This window comes from Burkholderia sp. Bp8992 (assembly GCF_003853705.1).
In the GTDB taxonomy this organism is placed as follows: domain Bacteria; phylum Pseudomonadota; class Gammaproteobacteria; order Burkholderiales; family Burkholderiaceae; genus Burkholderia.
Map to the genome: position 1 here is coordinate 128,418 of NZ_QTQI01000019.1, position 19,085 is coordinate 147,502.

Genomic DNA, 19,085 nt, shown 5'->3' on the forward strand with positions numbered 1-19,085 from the left:
CTCAGCTCCTCCGCCCGGTGAGTCACGCGACCGCATCTCGCGGCATTGCGTGGGCTCGTGATCGGGGCGTCGGCCTGAACGATCCCCGGTGGCGTCGCCGCCTGTTCATGAAGCAAGGCCGCGTTGCGTCACCTAAAATCGTCGTCACGATATCGCGCGCGTCAGCCCAGTTCGCCGACGAGTTCCGGCACGACCGTGAACAAATCGCCGACGAGGCCGTAATCGGCCACGCTGAAGATCGGCGCTTCCGGATCCTTGTTGATCGCGACGATCACCTTCGAATCCTTCATGCCGGCCAGATGCTGGATCGCACCCGAGATGCCGACCGCGATGTACAGCTGCGCGGCGACGATCTTGCCGGTCTGGCCAACCTGATAGTCGTTCGGTACGTAGCCCGCATCGACTGCCGCGCGCGATGCGCCCAGCGCTGCCGACAGCTTGTCCGCCAGCGGCTCCAGCACCTTCGTGTAGTTCTCGCCGCTACCCAGACCGCGGCCGCCCGACACGATGATCTTCGCGCTGGTGAGTTCCGGACGGTCCAGCTTCGTCACTTCACGGCTCACGAATTGCGACTTGCCTGTATCGGCCGCGGCTTCGATCTTCTCGACCGACGCGCTGCCGCCTGCCGCTGCGACCGGATCGAAGCCCGTCGCACGCACCGTGATGACCTTGATCGGGTCGCCCGACTGCACCGTCGCGATCGCATTGCCTGCGTAGATCGGACGCTCGAACGTATCGGCCGAGTCCACTGCCGTGATGTCCGAGATCTGCGCGACGTCCAGCTTCGCGGCGATGCGCGGCGCGATGTTCTTGCCGTAGGCCGTTGCCGGCGCGAGGATGTGCGAGTAGTCCTTCGCGATGTTCAGCGCCGTCGCTTCGACGTTTTCCGCCAGGCCTGCGGCCAGTTGCGGTGCGTCGGCCAGCAGCACCTTCGACACGCCTGCAATCTTCGCTGCCGCATCGGCTGCGCCCTGTGCGTTGTGGCCTGCCACCAGCACGTGAATGTCACCGCCAATCTTCGCCGCCGCTGCCACCGTGTTCAACGTCGCGGCCTTGAGCGACGCATTGTCGTGTTCTGCAATCACCAGAATCGTCTCGTGCTCTGCCATCACCAGAACCGTCATTTCTTTCCGCTCCCTCTTACATCACCTTGGCTTCGGTCTTCAGCTTCTCGACCAGCGTCTTCACGTCCGGCACCTTCACGCCGGCTGCGCGCTTCGGCGGCTCGACCACCTTCAGCGTCTTCAGACGCGGCGTAACGTCGACGCCCAGGTCTTCCGGCTTCACGGTTTCGAGCGGCTTCTTCTTCGCCTTCATGATGTTCGGCAGCGTCACGTAGCGCGGCTCGTTCAGGCGCAGGTCGGTCGTGACCACGGCCGGCAGCGTCAGCGACAGCGTTTCCGCGCCGCCGTCGACTTCGCGTGCAACCGTTGCCTTACCGGCGGCGACCGTCACCTTCGATGCAAACGTCGCTTGCGGCAGGCCAGCCAGCGCAGCCAGCATCTGGCCCGTCTGGTTCGAATCGTCGTCGATCGCCTGCTTGCCGAGGATCACCAGTTGCGGCTGTTCCTTGTCGACCAGCGCCTTCAGGATCTTCGCGACGCCCAGCGGCTCGACACTGTCGTTCGACTCGACGAGGATCGCGCGATCCGCGCCGATCGCCAGCGCCGTACGCAGCGTTTCCTGCGCTTGCGCAACGCCCACCGACACGGCGATCACTTCAGTCGCCACGCCCGCTTCCTTCAGGCGCACGGCTTCTTCCACCGCGATTTCGTCGAACGGGTTCATCGACATCTTCACATTCGTAATGTCGACACCCGTGTTGCCCGGCTTCACGCGGACCTTCACGTTGTAATCGACCACTCTTTTCACTGGCACCAGGATTTTCATTCTTTAACCCGAACATCAAGAACCGAAGCAGCCGAACGCGCTGTCCCCAGCGCGTCCGGCATTCTTTCACTGCACCGTCACCAGCGCATCGACGGCACCCAGTCCCCGGCCACGAGACTTCACGATCACCGGGTTGATCTCGAACTCCTGGATCGCCGGGCTCGCGAGGAACATGTCGCCAAACCGCACTGCAGCCGCCACCAGCGCGTCCAGGTCCGCCGCAGGCTTTCCACGGAAACCTTCCAGAAGCGTCCATAGCTTCAGCTTCCGAAGCGCCTGACGAACCTGATCGGCAGTCACCGGCAGCGCCAGGTGCGACATGTCGCGGTACAGTTCCACCGCGACGCCACCGGAGCCGATCGAGATGATCGGTCCGAAGTCCGTCTGCCTCATGCACGACACGACGATCTCTACGCCATCACTGATCATTTCCTGAACCAGCACACCCATATCAGGTCTGCCTACCCGCTCGCGAAACTCGCGCGCACACGCATCGACCTCCTCCGCGGTTTGAACGCGCAACTTCACCAGGCCAAGCTCGGTCTTGTGCTCGCATTCCGATGGCAGTACTTTCACGACCAGCGGGTAGGCCATTCCGGCACATGCGTCCGACGCGCGGTCCTCCGGCCCAAGCACCGCCCACTTCGCGGGCGTCATCCCGCTCTCAGCGCAAAACCGCATCGTCTGCGTCCAATCCTGCGGCGCCGCCCGGCTCGCCAATGGCGTCCGAATCTCTGATCTTGGCAATGACAGCATCCGAGTACGCTTGTACAGCAACGACAGCGCTTTCATCGCATGGGACGGATCCGCGACCAGCAGCACGCCCGCCTCCCTGAACGACCGGCGCGCCTCGTGATCCGGCAACTCCCCGATGAAACTCAGCACCACCGGCATGGACTGCGCCACTTTCTTGAACACTTCGGCGTTCGGCTCGAGGTACCGACGACCGCTACTGGCAAACTGCACGATCAGTGCCTCCGCCCTCGGCTCCGCCTCGATAGCGAAACACGTGTCACGGAACAGCGTCGGCACGCTCTGAATCTGCCCCGTTAAATCCACCGGATTGGCTGTCCGTGCGAACGCCGGCAGAACCCGCTCCAGTTCTGCTGCGGTTTGCAGGCCGAATTCCGCCATCGAGATCCCATATTCACTGCTGTGGTCGGCGAGCAGCGCGCCTGCCCCGCCCGACGAACTCAACACGGCCAGCCCCCCCTGCCTATCGCCGCTCAAGCGCGGTGACGGCAGATACGCCAGCACCTCGACCGCCGACATTGCATCGATCAGGCTGTCGACCGTGATCACCCCTGCCTGCTCTAGCACATCCGCATAGACCGCGTGCGCCGAAGCAATTTTCCCGGTGTGCGACGCCGTCGCCTGCTGGCCGATCGTCGATCGGCCAGCCTTCAATGCGACGATTTGCACACCGCGTTCTCGCGCACGCTCGGCGATCCTCACGATCCGGCTCGCTTCATCGAGTCCTTCGATGTAGAGCGCGACCACGCGCACATCGTCCTGCTCGACGATGTGTTCGAGTACGTCGAGCGCATCGGCGCATGTCTCATTGCCGACGCTGACGATGTACGAGCATCCGATCCCGTTGCTCTGCAGGAAATTGCCGATTGCCCCGGCAAGCGCGCCACTCTGGCTGACGACCGCGATCGGCGCGTGCTTGAGCGCCGGAAGACTCATTGCTGCCGATCCGAACGTCATCATGACGCGCCGACGAACCGACCACACGCCCTGACAGTTGGCGCCGATTACCGCCACACCGTGCTCCCGCGCCGCTTCGGCCAGGCGCTGCGCATGTTCCTTTCCGGCTTCCGTCTCTTCGAATCCGGAACTGAAGACAATCGCGCTGCGTATCCCCTTCTCACCGCACTCCGCAATGACGCCCGGCACTGTGTGAGCCGGCGTGATCACCAGCGCAACGTCCGGCACTTCCGGCAATTCCGCCACCGACGGATACGCCTTCAGCCCTTCTACCTCGGCGTGGTTCGGGCTCACCGGATACACGGTGCCGTCAAATCCATGCTTCAACAGCACACGCACCAGCGAATTGCGCGGACTACCCGGCTGCGGTGATGCGCCGACGATCGCGACGCTGCGCGGTTCAATAAACTTCTCGAATGCCTGTCTGTCCATATTCCGTTTCTTCTCGAGTCGACAGCGCTGTCAGCGCCCAATGAATTTAGGTGTGCGCTTCTCCTTGAACGCATTCACCGCTTCCTGATGGTCCTCGCTCGCGCGTACGATCGGCAGATTCGCAGCCACCAGTTCGTGAGCCGTCTGAAGGTCTTTGTCCAGACCAAACCGCATCACTCGCTTGATCAACTGCACGGCAAGCGGCGGCCCGTCCGCGATCCGGCGTGCGAACGCATACGTCTCGTCCATCAACTCCGCGTCGGGAAATACCCTGTTCACCAGACCGATTCGTTCCGCATCGCACGCCTCCACCCAGTCCGCTGTCCAGAACATCTCGAGCGCCTTCGACATCCCGACGATGCGCGGCAGCAGATACGCCCCGCCGACGCCGGGAATCAGTCCCATGCGCACGTAGGTCTCGGCAAAGCGCGCACTCTGCGCTGCGAAACGGATGTCGCATGCGAGGGCGATATCCAGACCACCGCCTGTCGCCAGACCGTTCAACGCTGCGATTACCGGCTTGTCGAGCTCGGTGATCTTGCGTGGCAGACGCTGTACGCCATCGGCTACTCGCGCCTTGATATTCGCCGGCGTCTGCGCTGCCGACTCGGAAAAGGTCTCGATGTCACCACCCGTCGTGAATGCGCGCCCGGTACCAGTCATCACGACGACGCGAATCTCCGGATTCGCACGGCACTCCTCAAGCGCCTCGAGCCATACGTCCTGCATCGCCTCGGTAAAGGCGTTCAGCTTGTCCGGACGATTGAGCGTAATCGTCGCAATGCCACGATCGATTTCGAATTTCAGTTGATCCACCATATCGTCATCCTCACTACTCCGCTTGTTCTAAATGCTTCAGCACGTCGTGTATCGCATCGATTTCCTCTGATGTCGCCTGATCCACTCGCCTCCTCCTTCACGGGTCTTTCGGTCGAGGCTTCGGTTGGGGCGCGCCGAACGGTATCCTCGTCAGCCCACCTCGCGTGCTTTTCGACACGTCATCTCAGCAACATGCATGCCATCGATCACCATGAGTCGTTTTGCAACCGCTATCGGCCGTCGGAGCCCGCGCTGCCGGCGGCGACCGCACACACACGTTCTCGATCATGTACATCAGGCGGACGGGCGCATTGCAAAGTGTCCGCGACGCGGACACGAGTGAAATGCCGCGCGCGATCCAGAGACATGCCGCGCGGGCTGGTGGCCGATCCAGCCTGCGGCGAAGATGGCACGCGCATTGCAAGCGATACACGCGGCCCAGCGAACTCACCCGGCATAGCTGGAAGCACTCGGCCATATCGAAAAAAAGCGGAGGAACATCAATGCGCGCGGTTCGGATCAAGACGCTCGGCCTGGCTGAAACTCATACGCTTGAGGAGCTTCCCGATCTCGAACCGGGGCATCACGAGGTCGTCATCGACGTCAAGAGCGCTGCGATCAATTATCCGGATCTGCTCGTGATTTCCGGTCAATATCAAACGCGCCCGCCATTGCCGTTCACCGCGGGGAAGGAAGCGGCGGGTGTCGTACGCATCGTCGGAGCGGGCGTCACGCGGGTCAAACCTGGAGATCACGTGCTGATCCATGTGGAATGGGGCGCTTTCGCAACGCAGGCGCTCGCGCACGAAGATCAATGCCTGCCGCTGCCCGACGGTATGGCGTTCACGGAGGCGGCCGTCCTCGGCCTTCCGGCGCAAACGGCATGGTTCGCACTGATGGAACGCGGCCGCTGGCCCGGCGACACCGTCCTCGTCAATGGCGCCACAGGCGCAGTCGGGTATGCCGCCGTGCAGATTGCACGAGCGATGGGCGCGACAGTCCTCGCAGGCGTGAATTCACCGGAGCGTGCGAGAACCCTGCTGAGCGACGTACCTTGCAGCATCATCGACCTGAGTGCACCCGATCTGCGCAACAGCCTTCGCACCCAGGTCCACACTGCGACTGAGAGCCGAGGCGCGGACATCGTGATCGATATGCTCGGTGGCGAAATCTTCGATGCGTCGCTGCGTGCGCTTGCATGGGATGGCCGAATCGTCACTGTCGGTTTCGCCGCCGGACGAATTCCCGAAGTCAAGGCCGGCCACCTGCTCGTAAAGAACGCTACGGTCAGCGGATTGCAATGGACAGACTATCGCGATCGGCAGCCATGGAAGGTCGCACAAGCGCACACGGTCATGGCATCCATGTGGGCCAAGGGGACGCTGAGCGCCAATATCATGCAAACGATTGCGCTGAGCCACTTTTCCGAAGCCCTCCGGCTGATCGCCACGCGTCGCGCGACGGGGCGCGTCGTACTGACGATGGACTGAACGCGGAGTTGAATCGGGCCGTGTTCTCTGGCGTGTCCGATGCGCGACGAGCGCGTAAGAGCTCGATTGCGCGACCTCCATGCCGGCGCTCGTTGCTCGATACGTCGACGTTCGTACGTGTATCGCGTGTCTGCCGCCCGGGCACATCCGTGTTCTGCAAAAACGCATTCCCCGGGCGCTGAGTGCCCACCACGCGAACCAGGCGGATTGGCATGGCGATTGCATGCATCCGCAATCACTCGTCAAAGCAGCGTCCAGGAGACATCGCATGACCCAACAGTTGGTGAACACCTCGGTCGAAGGTTCCGTACTCGTCATCCGGCTCTGTAGCCCTGCCGACCGCAATGCGTTGACGACGGAACTGCGGGAACAGCTCGGCGATGCGATCGAACGCGCGCAGAACAGTCGCGCGGTGCGCGCGGTTTATCTCACGGGCGAAGGTCCGACGTTCTGCTCCGGGGGAAATCTGAACATGTTGAAAAATGCGTCCGCACCCTGGGCCGTCCATCGGCGCTTTCGCGGTCTCAGCACATGGCTGACCCCGCTCATCACGCTCGACAAGCCGGTCGTCGTGGGCGTACGAGGCCAGGCAGTGGGAGGAGGATTCGGCCTCGCGCTGACAGGCGACCTGCTGATCGCCGGCGAGGGGGCGAAGTTCATCCCCGGATTCTTCCGTATCGGCGTGGTCCCCGACATTGGAACGATGTACCACCTTCCGCGGCTCATCGGTATGGCGGCTGCGAAGCGGCTGCTGTACAGCGGCGCGACGCTGTCCGCGCAGGACGCGCTCGAGCTGGGGCTCGTTGCACAGGTGGTGCCCGACGAGAAGGTCGATGAAGCCGGACTCGCGGAAGCCACGCGTCTCGCGAATGGTCCCGCCGAGGTCATGGGGCTTGCCAAGAACCTGATGGCGCGCAGTTTCGAAACAAGCCTTCAGGACATGCTCGCGTTCGAAGGATTCGGGCAGATTCTGGCCATGTCCAGTCCCGAGTTTCAGGAAGGACTCGGCGCCGCCCTGGACGGCCGCCCTGCGGACTTCAGCCGAGCCGCATCGGACCAATAAGCCGCGGCAAGTACTCGCTCCCGACGCGACCATGAGGCGGCCGCTTGGCCTCACGCTTGCCGTCGACGGCGTTACCGCGAATATCGCCCGCCCTCTAGGCGGGCATCTTTTTTATCCGGGGTCGCAGCGCGACGCCAGCATCGCGCAGTCTCATCCCGGTATGCCAGTACATCGGCGGTCGGCACTGTGCACTGCAATGTGACCGGTGGTGTCTGCACGGAAATCACCTGAGCACGGCCAACCACTGTCGTCGCCGCGGACACTTGCCGGCGGTTCGACCAGATCCGGGTACCGCGTTTTCCGGACGCAATCGAGATCGCCCGCCACACCCCCGTTTGGCACGAAGCTTGCAGATCAGACGCCGTGACGACATTCGCGGCGCTCGCGCCAGCTGCCATCGGTTTGAGCACAAGGCCCCAATTGCGCTGTCGCGGTCCATCGCGATCGTCCGGAATTCGTCAACTTCGCGCACTGCGCATCGCTCTGAAAGGACAGTCCATGCAATTCGAAGAAATCATTTATCAGGAAGACGGCCCGATCGGCACCATCACGCTCAATCGCCCGCAAGACGGCAACATGTTCACGCCGCGCATGTGCCACGAGATTCGCGATTGCATCAACGAAATCCGTCGCGAGACGCGCACGCGCGTCGTCGTGATTACCGGAGCCGGCGACAAGTTCTTTTGTACGGGAGGCCGCAAGGAGGGCATGGAGGACTCGCTGCTGTATGCAGGCGTCCTGCCAACCCTGGAAATGTACGAGAGCATCGACCGGCTGCAAAAACCGGTGATCGCATCGGTCAACGGCTACGCCGTAGGTGGCGGCAACGTGCTGCAGGTCGTGTGCGATATCACCATCGCGAAGGAAAGCGCGGTGTTCCGACAAGTCGGACCGATGGTCGGCAGTTTCGATGGCGGCTACGGCACCTGGTATCTCGAAGATCTCGTCGGCAAAAAGCGCGCGAAAGAGATGTGGTATCGCAACCCCAAGTTGACTGCACGAGAAGCGCTCGACTGGGGCCTCGTCAATCACGTGGTTCCCGACGCGGAACTCCAGGAGGCGACGCGCAAGTTGGCGCTCGAAATCGCCGACCGCGGCGCATTCGCACTCGCATCGATCAAGGCCGCATTCAACGCGCGCCACGGCGGTGTGTCCGGCCTGTCACGCATGGCGCACGATCTGCTGCTGCGCGCATACCTCGACTCCGGCGAGCACGCGGAACTGGCCGATGCATTCGCCGACCGCAGGGCGCCGGATGCAACGCGATTCGGCCATTAACGCGCACGACTCCTGGAGCTCCCGACCATGTCGCATCTCCTTACCTTGCATGATCCGGCAACGGCCCGAAAACACTATCTGACCGGAATCTGGCAAACCGACACGCTTTACTCGCTCGCGAGACGCCATGCAACCGAGCGAGGCACCGCTTTCGCCGTGAGAGACAGCACCAGGCGCCTGACCTGGAGCGCGCTCGTCGCATGGGCGGACGCCGTCGCCGCCGATCTCCATGACAGCGGACTGTGCAGCGGCGATCGCGTGTCCGTATGGCTCCCAAACCGCGTCGAAATGACGGTCATTCAACTGGCGTGCTCGCGCAATGGATACGTCTGCAACCCGTCGTTGCATCAGAACTATACGGTTGCCGAGATTCTGTCGATGCTCGGCCGCATCGAATGCCGGGCGTTGTTTGCCCAGCCCGGCTGGGGCGCGGATGCCGATCGGGCCGATGTATTCTCGGCCGCCAGCGCTTTGAGTCACGTCAAGCGCGTCTATGCGCTGCCTTCATTGCGTGCAGCCGATCCCGACACGCCGCCCGGAACCCACCCGTTCCCGATTCCGGGACACATGTCGCAAATTCCTCTTCCGCCGCCGAGCCAGAATCCCGATCAAGTCGTCTACCTGGCATTCACGAGCGGCACGACCGGCGCGCCGAAAGGCGTGATGCACAGCGACAACACGCTGCTCGCAAACGGGCGCGCATTGGTATCCGACTGGAAACAAACCAGCGACACCGTACTGCTCACTTTGAGTCCTCTGAGTCATCATGTCGGCACAGTGGCCTTCGAACAAGCGCTCGTCGCAGGCTGCGAGCTGGTCATTTACGATCCCACCGCCGCCATCGCGCCGCTCGATTGGATCGTATCCACCGAGGCCACCTACGTGATGGGTGTCCCCACGCACGCAATCGACCTGCTGCAGGAAATCGAGCGACGCGGCGTCACCCAGCTCGGCTCCGTCAAGGTTTTCTACATGGCCGGAAGCTTGATTCCGAGCGAAACCGCCCGCAAGCTCCTCGCGCTTGGCGCAACGCCGCAGAACGTGTACGGGATGACGGAAAACGGCTCGCATCAATACACCAGCCCCACCGATTTGATGGACGTCATTACCGCGACATGCGGAAAGGCATGTAACGGATACGAGGTGCGCCTCTGGCAACCCGACAACCCCGATCTGGAGGCCGTTCCCGGCGAAGTCGGCGAAATCGGCGGCCGCGGCGGCGTGCTGATGCTTGGCTACTTCGACAATCAGTCTGCCACCGAATCGTCCTTCAACAGCAGCGGCTGGTTCATGAGCGGCGACCTGGGGCGCTTCGATGGCGACGGCAACCTCGAAATCGTCGGGCGCAAAAAGGATCTGATCATACGCGGCGGCCACAACATTCATCCGTCGCACATCGAGGAGTTCGCTCATCGTCATCCTGCCGTCAAGAAAGCGGCGGCATTCGGTGTACCAGACGAGCGCCTCGGGGAAAAGGTGTGCCTTGCGATTATCGGCGACGGCGCGCCACCCGCCGCCGAAGAGTTGCTTGCGCATCTGGCCCGAGAAGGGCTATCGAAGTTCGACATGCCCGAGTACTTCGTCGTGCTGCCAGCGTTTCCGCTGACCGCCAGCGGCAAGATCCTGAAGCGCGAGTTGGTCCAGTGGGTACGAGACGGCCGTATCGCGCCCGCTCCTGTACGGTTTCGCGCCGCCTGACATATTTCCGATCCGCAATTCTGCATGTGTTGCGAGGGCTGAAAGTCGAACCGCGCGTCGATGGCCGCGTACGACTGTCGACTCGCTCTCCAACACCGCAATCGTTTCCCTGGAGTAGTCTTCATGACCCGTGATTGCATAGTCGTAACCGGCGCGAGCCGTGGCATTGGCGCCGGCATCGCGCTAGCGCTGGCCCAGCAGGGCCTCCATGTGGCGTGTCTGTCACGTTCGGGCGCGCTGCCGCCATTTTCCGACGTCAGTCCCGACGTGTCCGCGCGCTGGCTGCCGCGCACCGCGGACGTCATGCGTCCGGACGACCTCAAGACAGTACTGGGAGCGCTCGCCCAAGAAGGATGGCGTATCGTCGGCCTCGTCAATAACGCGGGATTGCACATCGACGCCCCGTCAGCGGAGCTTTCTCTCGATGAGTGGCATCAGGTGATGGACATGAACGCGACGTCTGTCATCGCTGCATGTCAGGCCGCCTACCCCCATCTCGTATCGGCAGGTAATGCGCTGATCGTCAATATCGGCTCCTTCTTCGACAAGCTCGGCGTCAAACGCAACCTCGCGTACTGTGCGAGCAAGGCAGCCGTCGGAGCCATCACCCGCTGTCTGGCCGTCGAGTGGGCCAGCAAGGGAATTCGCGTCATCAACATCGCGCCCGGTTACATTCACACTGACCTGAACGCCGACATGATCGCGTCAGGTTCCCTGTCTGCGTATCTCGAAAAGCGGATTCCGCGGGGTCGTCCCGGTAGTGCTGAGGAAATCGGCACGCTTGTGGCGACGCTGTTTGCGCATGGAACGACGTTCCTGACCGGGGAAACGATTTACGTTGACGGCGGGCAAGGAATCGCACACTGACGGTTCAGCAGTCGCGCAAGGTCGCGGTGGCGCGGCCTTGCCGAGCGGTACACGTGTCCCGCTGACGCACGACCCTTCTCGCCATGCGAGACACCCAGGATCGTGATCTGTTGTCCCCAAGTACATCACTGTCGAAATCAAAAACACGCTCGAACACGATGACACGGACGCACAACGCAATAGCGCGCCGCGCGCCGTCACGGCTGGCGCGCGACACATGACATCAGCCTGACACAGCGCTGTCTCACTGGCACGGACGTTGCGTTATCGATAACAGCTGCCACGTATGACCGAATCGTTCGGTGACGCCAGCAAATAAAAGAACGCATCAATTGGAGACTTCCGTGACGATCAGCCCTCCTTCGTAATCGCACGTCGACCCGCATCGACGCCTGGCGAGCATCCGCTGCCCGCACTCGATCATTCTCATCCGAACGCACCGTAACCGACAAGGCGTGCGTGACCTGCCACGCGTTGTCCTCGACCCGAAGGAGATGTTCGCAGAAGCACGTCAATTCAATTTCTCGCCATTCAGACATCGCGCTGCACACCCGCATTCAGCCTGCGCCTACCGATATATCGTCCGCATTCAGCGGACTTTCGAGCCCCTGCGGCCGAGTAGGCGCGACGGCCATGTCGGATAAATATCGGCTCAGCGGTGCCAATATTCATACAATACTTCGTATACCTAATCATGAACAAGACTTTCACACGGAAAATTCTTTGCGCTTCCCTCGCCGGCGCATTCGCAGCAGCAGCACATGCTCAAAGCAACATCACCCTCTACGGGGTCATCGACGAAGGCATCATGTTCCAGAACAACAACGAAGGTGGTCGGAGAGTCTTTCTTGATTCACTGAGCGGCATCTTTGGCAGCCGGTGGGGGATGATCGGCAGCGAGGACCTTGGCGGCGGGATGAAAGCGATCTTCACGATCGAATCCGGCGTCAACCTGAACAACGGCGCGTTCGGCCAAGGGGGCACCGCGTTTGGCCGTCAGGCTTTCGTCGGTCTGAGCAGCGACCGTCTCGGTACCATCACCCTCGGCCGCCAGTACGACATGATCTACTACTATCCTCTGCCGCTGACCGCAGCCAGCTTAATCGGCGGCCCTGCCGCGGTGCACCCGGGGGATATCGACAACGGCGCGAATACGGTGCGCGTCAACAATGCCATTCGCTACATGAGTCCGAATTTCAACGGCCTGAAGTTCGGCGGTGAATATAGTGTGGGCGGCGTTGCGGGGAATCTCACCGCCAACAGCGGGTATTCATTGGGAACGTCCTATCAATATGGCCCGCTGCAGATCGGCGCCGGTTTCGAATACTTCAAGAATCCGACCGCTGCGACCGCCGGATCCGGATTCTTCACCGATAACGTGAGCGGCGCCTCCCCACTGGCTCTTTCCCTCAACAAGGGGTACAAGAGCGCGCAAGCGTATCAAACGGCCCTGGTCGCCGCCAACTACAGAATCGGCGCATTGACGCTCGCGGCATCCTACTCGAACGTTCAATACGGGCAATTGGGCGCCGGGTTTGCGAGCGGCTCCGCGCGTTTCAACAACTTCGACGTGGGCGCGCAGTATCAATTCGCGCCGACCTTTTTCGCCGGCATCGCCTACGACTATCTGAACGGCCGAGCCGTGCATACGGCGACCGGCACGACAGTGGGTGGCCAACACTACAATCAAGTCGCCATTCTGGCGGACTACCTGTTTTCCAAACGAACCGATATTTACGGAACGGTGGGCTGGCAGCGCGCGTCCGGGACCTCGTCGGTGGGCACGCCCGCCGTTGCCGACATCGACAACCTTGGCGATTCTTCAAACAATCACCAGTTCCTGATCCGCGTATCGCTGCGGCATCGATTCTAATTACGCGCCGGATTACACGCGGCCGCCTCGAGACGAGGCGGCCGCGTGTGATTTTTCGAATATTCCCGCTTGTCGTCGCTTCCGTCAACGGAAGATTATTTTCCATTCGAGACTGGCCGACTGCCGCTACCCGTTCAGCTTTGCACGACTGCCAGCGACCCTCCTCCGAAGCGTTCCGACGTCCGAATCCCCCGCAAGCAGCGCTTTCTCTCTCTATGGCACCAAACTCCCAAAAATGTCCTTACCGAAATCAATCTCAATTTTTCGTGTACTCATCGACGACACAAATAAATTCCATCCACAAGCCTTCATCATCGAATAACAAATAAATGTTTTTGAAATAAAAACTACATTCCATTTTTTTCTTGACTACATCGTCACCCCTATATAACGTCGCAAACGTTACAACCGCAACATAAATATCGATTTAAAAAAATCCATTGGGAGACATTTCCTTGAAGAACTCGATACGGTATCTGGCCGTCGCCAGTGTGTCGCCGCTCGTCGTCGCGCTTGCGTCGTGCGGCTCCGACACCACCTCCGACTCGTCGACCGGCAATACGAATGTCGATTCCCGAGCCGCTGCATACGTCGCTCAAATGACTACGGAGGAGAAGATCCAGCTTGTACATGGAAACGGGATGCCTGGCGCCGGTCTCGGCGGCCCGTTCCCGTCATGGGCGAAAGGCGCGGGCTATATACCGGGAATCCCCAGGCTCGGTATTCCTCCGATCGCGAGCGCCGACTCTGCGGGCGGAGTGAACGTGGCCAATTCCGGCGCGACGGCGTTGCCCGCCCCCATCGCACTCGCGGCAACCTGGGATCCTCAGCTCGCGACCGCGTACGGCGCGCGCATCGCGACCGAGCTTCGTGCGCTCGGTTACGCCGAAGGTCTGGGCGGTGGCGTCAACCTCGCGCGCGAACCGCGTAATGGCCGAACATTCGAGTACATGGGGGAAGACCCGGTGCTCGCGGGAACGATGAGCGCCGCGCGCACTTCCGGCACGCAGTCAAAGAACGTGATCGCGACGATCAAGCACTTCGCAATGAACGGCCAGGAAACGAATCGGATGACGAGCAATTCCGTCGTTGACGAGCGCACAATGCGCGAAACCGAACTGCTGGCGTTCGAGATCGGCGTCAAGGAAGGCAAACCGGGCAACGTGATGTGCTCGTACAACCTCGTCAATGGAATCTATGCGTGCGAGAACCCGTACTTGTTGACCACCGTCCTGAAGAATGAGTGGGGCTTCCAGGGTATGGTGCAGTCCGATTGGACCGGCACGCACAGCACGGTCGCAGCGGCAATGGCCGGCCTCGACGAAGAGCAACCCGGTGATGCGGGCGCCGATTGGAACAAGGTCCCAGGGTTCACGATCATTTCGTACTTCAGCACGAAGCTGAAGGCCGCGATCGCGGCGGGCACCGTTCCGATGTCGCGGCTGAACGATATGGTCTTGCGCAAGGTTCGAACGCTTATCGCGACTGGCGTGATGGACAATCCACCCAGCCCCGGCGGTACGATCGATCAAGCGGCCGGCAATGCCGATGCGCTGTCGATTGCGCGTCAGTCATTCGTGTTGCTGAAAAACGGCACGCCGCCCGGTGGCAATCAACCAGTCCTTCCACTCCTCGGATCCGCACTTTCCTCGATCGTCGTGATCGGAGGACACGCGAACATTGGGGTCATTTCGGGTGGCGGCTCGGGCGCGGTGCCCGCAGTGAACGGCAATGCGATAACCAGCTGTCAATCGACCAGCTTCTTCCCACCCGATTGCGCGATCTGGTACGAATCGTCACCGCTCGCCGCAATCAAGGCAAAAGCACCAAATGCCACCATGACCTATCTCGATGGCGCGGACGCGACCGCTGCCGCCAACGCGGCTGCGCAGGCCGACGTGGCAATCGTTTTCGCGACGCAGTTCGAAACGGAGGGACGCGACCTCCCGACTCTCGCACTGCCCGATGCGAATGCCGATCCATTCAATCAGCACTACGATCAGAACGCGCTGATCACTGCAGTCGCGTCGAAAGCGAAGCGCGTCATAGTCGTGCTCGAAAACGGCAGTCCCGTCCTGATGCCATGGCTGGCGAGCGTACATGGCGTACTCGAGACCTGGTACCCGGGCGTGGAAGGTGGCCAGGCTATTGCCGACGTGCTGTTTGGCGATGCAAATCCGTCAGGCAAGCTGCCGATCACGTTTGCGCAGCAAGATTCGGATCTCCCGCAGCCGTCGATCGATCCGAGCAACCTGAACGTCAATTATGGCGAAGGCCTTCTCGTTGGCTACCACTGGTACGACGCAAAAAATATCCAGCCGTTGTTCCCATTCGGGTTCGGATTGTCGTACACGACGTTCGCCTACTCCGGGATGACTGCTCAGCGCGACGGTTCGGACAACGTGACCGTCACGCTGACCATCACGAACACCGGTGCGCGCGTAGGCGCTGAAGTCGCGCAAATCTATGCGTCGCTGCCGGCCGGCCTCAACGAACCGCCACAACGCCTCGTCGGATGGAACAAGGTGATGCTGCAGCCTGGCCAATCTCGGCAGATCAGCGTCACCATTCCCGCTCGACGGTTCGCGACGTGGAATGCCGACGCGCATGCATGGCAGGTCAACCCGGGACGTTACACACTGACCGCTGCCGGATCGTCCCACGACCCGAACGCCCAGCAGCAGGCGCTCGACCTGACCGCAACGCAACCGCTATAACGGCGACTGACCGTGTGCCCGAGGGTATCGCCATGCTCGCTCTCGGGCACACGGTTACGGTATCGACCGGATGGTGCGCGAGCCGTGGAGCGCGTCAGCCCATCGCGTTCGCGAGGATGACGGTGCAATGGGACGACAGTATCCCCCCTTCGTTATGCACCAGCGCGACTTCCGCACCCTCCACCTGGCGCGGCCCGAGACCTCCCCTCAATTGGCGCACCGCCTCGACGATCCCGAAAAGACCGCCCGCCGCGCCTGCGTGGGCGTGGGAGAGCATGCCACCGTGAGTGTTGATCGGCAGCTTGCCACCGATGCGCGCATGTCCGTCGGCAAAGAAGGCACCGCCCTCACCACGCTTGCACAGGCCGAGTTCTTCCATTTCGATGATCGGGACGATCGTGAAGCAGTCGTACAATTGAGCCACATCGATATCACCGGGACCCAGGGCCGCCATTTCGTATGCGAGGCGCCCCGATTCCGTGGCACCGAACTCGGTCAGACTCGGCGCGCACATCAGGTGCTCGTGAGTGTGATATTCACCGATCCCTTGCAGATAGATTGGCGTGGCTTTCAAATCGGCCGCGCGCTCCGCCGACGTGACGATGAACGCTCCGCCGGCATCCGATATCAGACAGCAATCGAGCATGCCAAGCGGGTCCGCAATCGGCTTGGCTGTCAGAACCTGCTCGATCGTCAACGGCGTCTTCATATGTGCGTTCGGATGCAGCAGCGCATGCTCGCGGGTGTTGACCGCAACGTGTGCCAATTGCTCGCGGGTGGTGCCCAACTCATGCATGTACCGCTGCGCGATCATCGCGTAGAAGCCGGGAATGGACGCGCCGTACGGTTGCTCGAAATACGGATGCCCCACCGCCATCAACGATGCGACTGCCGCGTCGCGCGTGAGACCTGTTGCGCGATTCTCCCCGGCGCAGATCAGGATGGTTTCAGCCTGCCCTGAGGCGATCGCTTCGGCCGCATGCTTGAGCATCACGGCAGGACTGGCCCCGCCCGTCACGAGCGACGCATTGAATCGAGGCTTGACTCCCAGATATTCGCAAAGCACCGAACCCAGCATGAAGTATGGCTCGGTAAAGGAATAGGCAGTCAGTACGCCGTCAATGTCCGACACCTTGAGACCCGCGTCATCCAACGCGCGCTTTGCGGCCTGAGCGTTCAGACCCAAGCCCGTCATACTGGGCACCCGCCCGATTTCGGATTCACCCACACCGACGATGGCTACTTTGTTCTTCAGCGATTCAGCTTTCTTCATATCGTCGATCTCAAGCGTTGACACGATGGAATTGCGGAAGCATCGCGCCACCGCCACGATCCTCGAACGTGACGCCGACCCGATCGCCGATTCGTACGGATAACGCCTCATCGCCGACGATATTGGTCAGCATTCGGGGGCCCTCGTCGAGATCGATCAGTGCCACGACATACGGCGCGTGCGCACCGAACGAGGCAAGCGGCGCACGCCGAATGATCGTGAAGCTATGCACGTGACCAGCCCCACTGCTCTCAACCCATTCGAGCTGGTCGGACCAACAACTCGGGCACAGATACCGAGGCATGAAGTGAGTCGTGCCACAAGCTTTGCATTTTCGAATCAGCAGGCGTCGCTCTCGCGCTGCGTCCCAGTATGGCTGCGAATCGGCATTCGCAACCGGAATGGGTAGTGGGGTTGCTTCCATAGTCAGTCTCCCTCTTGTTTCGTCCTCAACCGGCGCAGTCAAACGCGCGCTATCTTCTGCAATACCGCCTTGCTTACCATGTACGCGTCGAGCGATTCCGCGCCACCTTCGCGCCCGACGCCGCTGTCCTTGACGCCCCCGAACGGCATGTCTGCGCCCGGAACGCCGAAATGGTTGATCGACAACACGCCGCACTCCAGCTCACGTGTAAAGCGCTCGGCATCATCGATCGAGTTCGTGAACGCGTATGCAGCCAAGCCGACCGACAGGCTGTTCGCGATGGCCAGACCGTCACACATGTTCTTCACGGAAACGCATGTCCCGAGTGGACCAAATGGTTCGGCACGCATCGCCTTTGTGTGCACAGGCGCGTCAGCGAGTACTGTCGGCGCGTAAAAGTAGCCGCGTTCGCCAATGCGATGTCCGCCGGCCGCTACGCGCGCCCCCGCGGCCCGGGCGTCGGCCACAAGCGATTCCATCGCTGCCAGCCGGCGCGCATTGATCACCGGTCCCATCTGCACATCCGGCTCGAATCCATCGCCGACGCGAATTTCATTGGCCGCATGTGCGAATGCGTCCACGAAGTCGGCGTACACGCGCTCATGCACGATGAAGCGTGACGGCGATGCACAGATCTGGCCGGCCATGCGCATCTTCGCCGCCACCGCGAGACGCGCGATCCTGGCGACGTCGACGCCGTCGCAGACGAGAACCGGCGCATGCCCGCCCAGCTCCATCAGCACCGGCTTCATCGCGGCGCCGGCAAGCTGGGAAAGATGCATGCCGACCTGCACTGAACCGGTCAGCGTAATCATCCGGATCGCCGGCGACGCGATCAGGTCCGCCGAAATTTCCGCCGGATCGCCGAACACGAGGTTGAGTACGCCGGACGGCAAACCCGCATCGACGAAGCATTGAACGAATGCGCATGCGGCGCCTGGCGTTTCTTCGGCCGCCTTGATAACAATGGAGCAGCCCGCCGCCAACGCCCCGCTGATCTTCCGTGACGGAGAGCTGATCGGCACGTTCCACGGCGTGAATGCCGCCACCGGACCAATGGGCTGCTTGATGACCATCCGCAGCATGCCCGGCTCGGAAGGCGCGACGACTCCATACGAACGATGCAGTTGTGCCGCATCCCACTCGAGGAACGTGCGGGCGCGCTCGACTTCCGCTCGGGCGTCTGCGACGGGTTTGCCCTGCTCCAGCGTAATGATCGACGCGATCGCATCGACGCGTTCACGTAGCAAACCGGCGACGCGAAGCAACAACGCCGCGCGCTCGTCGGGTGCCGTATCCCGCCAGGTCCTGAACGCGCGGTACGCTGCGCCCGATGCACGTTCGAGATCCTCCCGCGTCGCGCGCGGGACCGGACCCAGCACACTTTCATCGCCGGGATTTTCGACTGCGTGACAAGCGGCACGATCATAAATCCAGTCACCGTCGATATACAGCCCGATGCGAGGATATGCTCGACGAGCCATTGTGCGATCCACGTTCGACCTGAGGTCCGACATCTCACCTTCCTTCGTATGGTCTGCCACTGTTCAG

At 61.6% G+C, this 19,085-nt stretch carries 14 protein-coding genes; 7 read left to right on the top strand and 7 right to left on the bottom strand.

Annotated features, from left to right (window positions below; genetic code table 11):
* Nucleotides 1-161: 161 nt before the first annotated feature.
* The 4 genes from DIE03_RS25745 to DIE03_RS25760 all read right to left on the bottom strand — a co-directional run bounded on the left by DIE03_RS25745 (nt 162) and on the right by DIE03_RS25760 (nt 4,851).
* Complete coding sequence (locus DIE03_RS25745; protein WP_111442769.1) at nt 162-1,109, bottom strand: electron transfer flavoprotein subunit alpha/FixB family protein; 948 nt, start codon at nt 1,107-1,109, stop codon at nt 162-164.
* A 31-nt stretch (nt 1,110-1,140) separates the two neighbouring features.
* Nucleotides 1,141-1,890: an electron transfer flavoprotein subunit beta/FixA family protein gene (locus DIE03_RS25750; protein WP_124455152.1), complete on the bottom strand. Its 750-nt coding sequence runs from the start codon at nt 1,888-1,890 to the stop codon at nt 1,141-1,143.
* Between the two features lie 66 nt (nt 1,891-1,956).
* Complete coding sequence (locus DIE03_RS25755) at nt 1,957-4,032, bottom strand: acetate--CoA ligase family protein (protein WP_111442762.1); 2,076 nt, start codon at nt 4,030-4,032, stop codon at nt 1,957-1,959.
* 30 nt (nt 4,033-4,062) lie between these two features.
* Nucleotides 4,063-4,851, bottom strand: coding sequence for an enoyl-CoA hydratase/isomerase family protein (locus tag DIE03_RS25760; protein WP_059623724.1), 789 nt, complete (start codon nt 4,849-4,851; stop codon nt 4,063-4,065).
* A 503-nt stretch (nt 4,852-5,354) separates the two neighbouring features.
* Here DIE03_RS25760 and DIE03_RS25765 point away from each other — a divergent pair.
* The 7 genes from DIE03_RS25765 to DIE03_RS25795 all read left to right on the top strand — a co-directional run bounded on the left by DIE03_RS25765 (nt 5,355) and on the right by DIE03_RS25795 (nt 15,837).
* Nucleotides 5,355-6,341: an NADPH:quinone oxidoreductase family protein gene (locus tag DIE03_RS25765; protein WP_111999161.1), complete on the top strand. Its 987-nt coding sequence runs from the start codon at nt 5,355-5,357 to the stop codon at nt 6,339-6,341.
* A gap of 268 nt (nt 6,342-6,609) precedes the next feature.
* On the top strand, nt 6,610-7,404 hold the full coding sequence (locus tag DIE03_RS25770) for an enoyl-CoA hydratase/isomerase family protein (protein ID WP_059623717.1): 795 nt from the start codon (nt 6,610-6,612) through the stop codon (nt 7,402-7,404).
* Between the two features lie 498 nt (nt 7,405-7,902).
* Nucleotides 7,903-8,682, top strand: a complete 780-nt coding sequence (locus DIE03_RS25775; RefSeq protein ID WP_059623715.1) for an enoyl-CoA hydratase-related protein — start codon at nt 7,903-7,905, stop codon at nt 8,680-8,682.
* Nucleotides 8,683-8,709: 27 nt separating this feature from the next.
* Complete coding sequence (locus tag DIE03_RS25780; RefSeq protein ID WP_059623714.1) at nt 8,710-10,380, top strand: class I adenylate-forming enzyme family protein; 1,671 nt, start codon at nt 8,710-8,712, stop codon at nt 10,378-10,380.
* A gap of 123 nt (nt 10,381-10,503) precedes the next feature.
* Complete coding sequence (locus DIE03_RS25785; RefSeq protein ID WP_059623713.1) at nt 10,504-11,247, top strand: SDR family NAD(P)-dependent oxidoreductase; 744 nt, start codon at nt 10,504-10,506, stop codon at nt 11,245-11,247.
* A 694-nt stretch (nt 11,248-11,941) separates the two neighbouring features.
* Nucleotides 11,942-13,120, top strand: coding sequence for a porin (locus DIE03_RS25790; protein ID WP_059623711.1), 1,179 nt, complete (start codon nt 11,942-11,944; stop codon nt 13,118-13,120).
* Nucleotides 13,121-13,575: 455 nt separating this feature from the next.
* Nucleotides 13,576-15,837 (top strand): glycoside hydrolase family 3 protein, encoded by a 2,262-nt coding sequence (locus tag DIE03_RS25795; protein WP_059623709.1) that lies wholly within the window; start codon nt 13,576-13,578, stop codon nt 15,835-15,837.
* A gap of 94 nt (nt 15,838-15,931) precedes the next feature.
* On the opposite strand, the gene DIE03_RS25800 is transcribed toward DIE03_RS25795, so the two are convergent.
* From DIE03_RS25800 to DIE03_RS25810, 3 genes are read right to left on the bottom strand one after another with little or no spacing between them, the layout of a single operon-like run.
* Entirely contained in the window at nt 15,932-17,110 is a 1,179-nt protein-coding gene (locus DIE03_RS25800) for a thiolase C-terminal domain-containing protein (RefSeq protein WP_059623707.1), read from the bottom strand.
* Nucleotides 17,111-17,120: 10 nt separating this feature from the next.
* Nucleotides 17,121-17,534: a Zn-ribbon domain-containing OB-fold protein gene (locus DIE03_RS25805; protein WP_059623705.1), complete on the bottom strand. Its 414-nt coding sequence runs from the start codon at nt 17,532-17,534 to the stop codon at nt 17,121-17,123.
* Nucleotides 17,535-17,572: 38 nt separating this feature from the next.
* Nucleotides 17,573-19,051: an NAD-dependent succinate-semialdehyde dehydrogenase gene (locus DIE03_RS25810; protein ID WP_059623703.1), complete on the bottom strand. Its 1,479-nt coding sequence runs from the start codon at nt 19,049-19,051 to the stop codon at nt 17,573-17,575.
* Between the last annotated feature and the right edge of the window lie 34 nt (nt 19,052-19,085).

What these genes read in the sequence shown, in the direction of transcription:
- DIE03_RS25800 (WP_059623707.1), bottom strand. Translation starts at nt 17,110, where the DNA reads ATGAAGAAAGCTGAATCGCTGAAGAACAAAGTAGCCATCGTCGGTGTG.
- DIE03_RS25755 (WP_111442762.1), bottom strand. Translation starts at nt 4,032, where the DNA reads ATGGACAGACAGGCATTCGAGAAGTTTATTGAACCGCGCAGCGTCGCG.
- DIE03_RS25750 (WP_124455152.1), bottom strand. Translation starts at nt 1,890, where the DNA reads ATGAAAATCCTGGTGCCAGTGAAAAGAGTGGTCGATTACAACGTGAAG.
- DIE03_RS25785 (WP_059623713.1), top strand. Translation starts at nt 10,504, where the DNA reads ATGACCCGTGATTGCATAGTCGTAACCGGCGCGAGCCGTGGCATTGGC.
- DIE03_RS25770 (WP_059623717.1), top strand. Translation starts at nt 6,610, where the DNA reads ATGACCCAACAGTTGGTGAACACCTCGGTCGAAGGTTCCGTACTCGTC.
- DIE03_RS25780 (WP_059623714.1), top strand. Translation starts at nt 8,710, where the DNA reads ATGTCGCATCTCCTTACCTTGCATGATCCGGCAACGGCCCGAAAACAC.
- DIE03_RS25805 (WP_059623705.1), bottom strand. Translation starts at nt 17,534, where the DNA reads ATGGAAGCAACCCCACTACCCATTCCGGTTGCGAATGCCGATTCGCAG.
- DIE03_RS25745 (WP_111442769.1), bottom strand. Translation starts at nt 1,109, where the DNA reads ATGGCAGAGCACGAGACGATTCTGGTGATTGCAGAACACGACAATGCG.
- DIE03_RS25765 (WP_111999161.1), top strand. Translation starts at nt 5,355, where the DNA reads ATGCGCGCGGTTCGGATCAAGACGCTCGGCCTGGCTGAAACTCATACG.
- DIE03_RS25790 (WP_059623711.1), top strand. Translation starts at nt 11,942, where the DNA reads ATGAACAAGACTTTCACACGGAAAATTCTTTGCGCTTCCCTCGCCGGC.
- DIE03_RS25775 (WP_059623715.1), top strand. Translation starts at nt 7,903, where the DNA reads ATGCAATTCGAAGAAATCATTTATCAGGAAGACGGCCCGATCGGCACC.
- DIE03_RS25810 (WP_059623703.1), bottom strand. Translation starts at nt 19,051, where the DNA reads ATGTCGGACCTCAGGTCGAACGTGGATCGCACAATGGCTCGTCGAGCA.
- DIE03_RS25760 (WP_059623724.1), bottom strand. Translation starts at nt 4,851, where the DNA reads ATGGTGGATCAACTGAAATTCGAAATCGATCGTGGCATTGCGACGATT.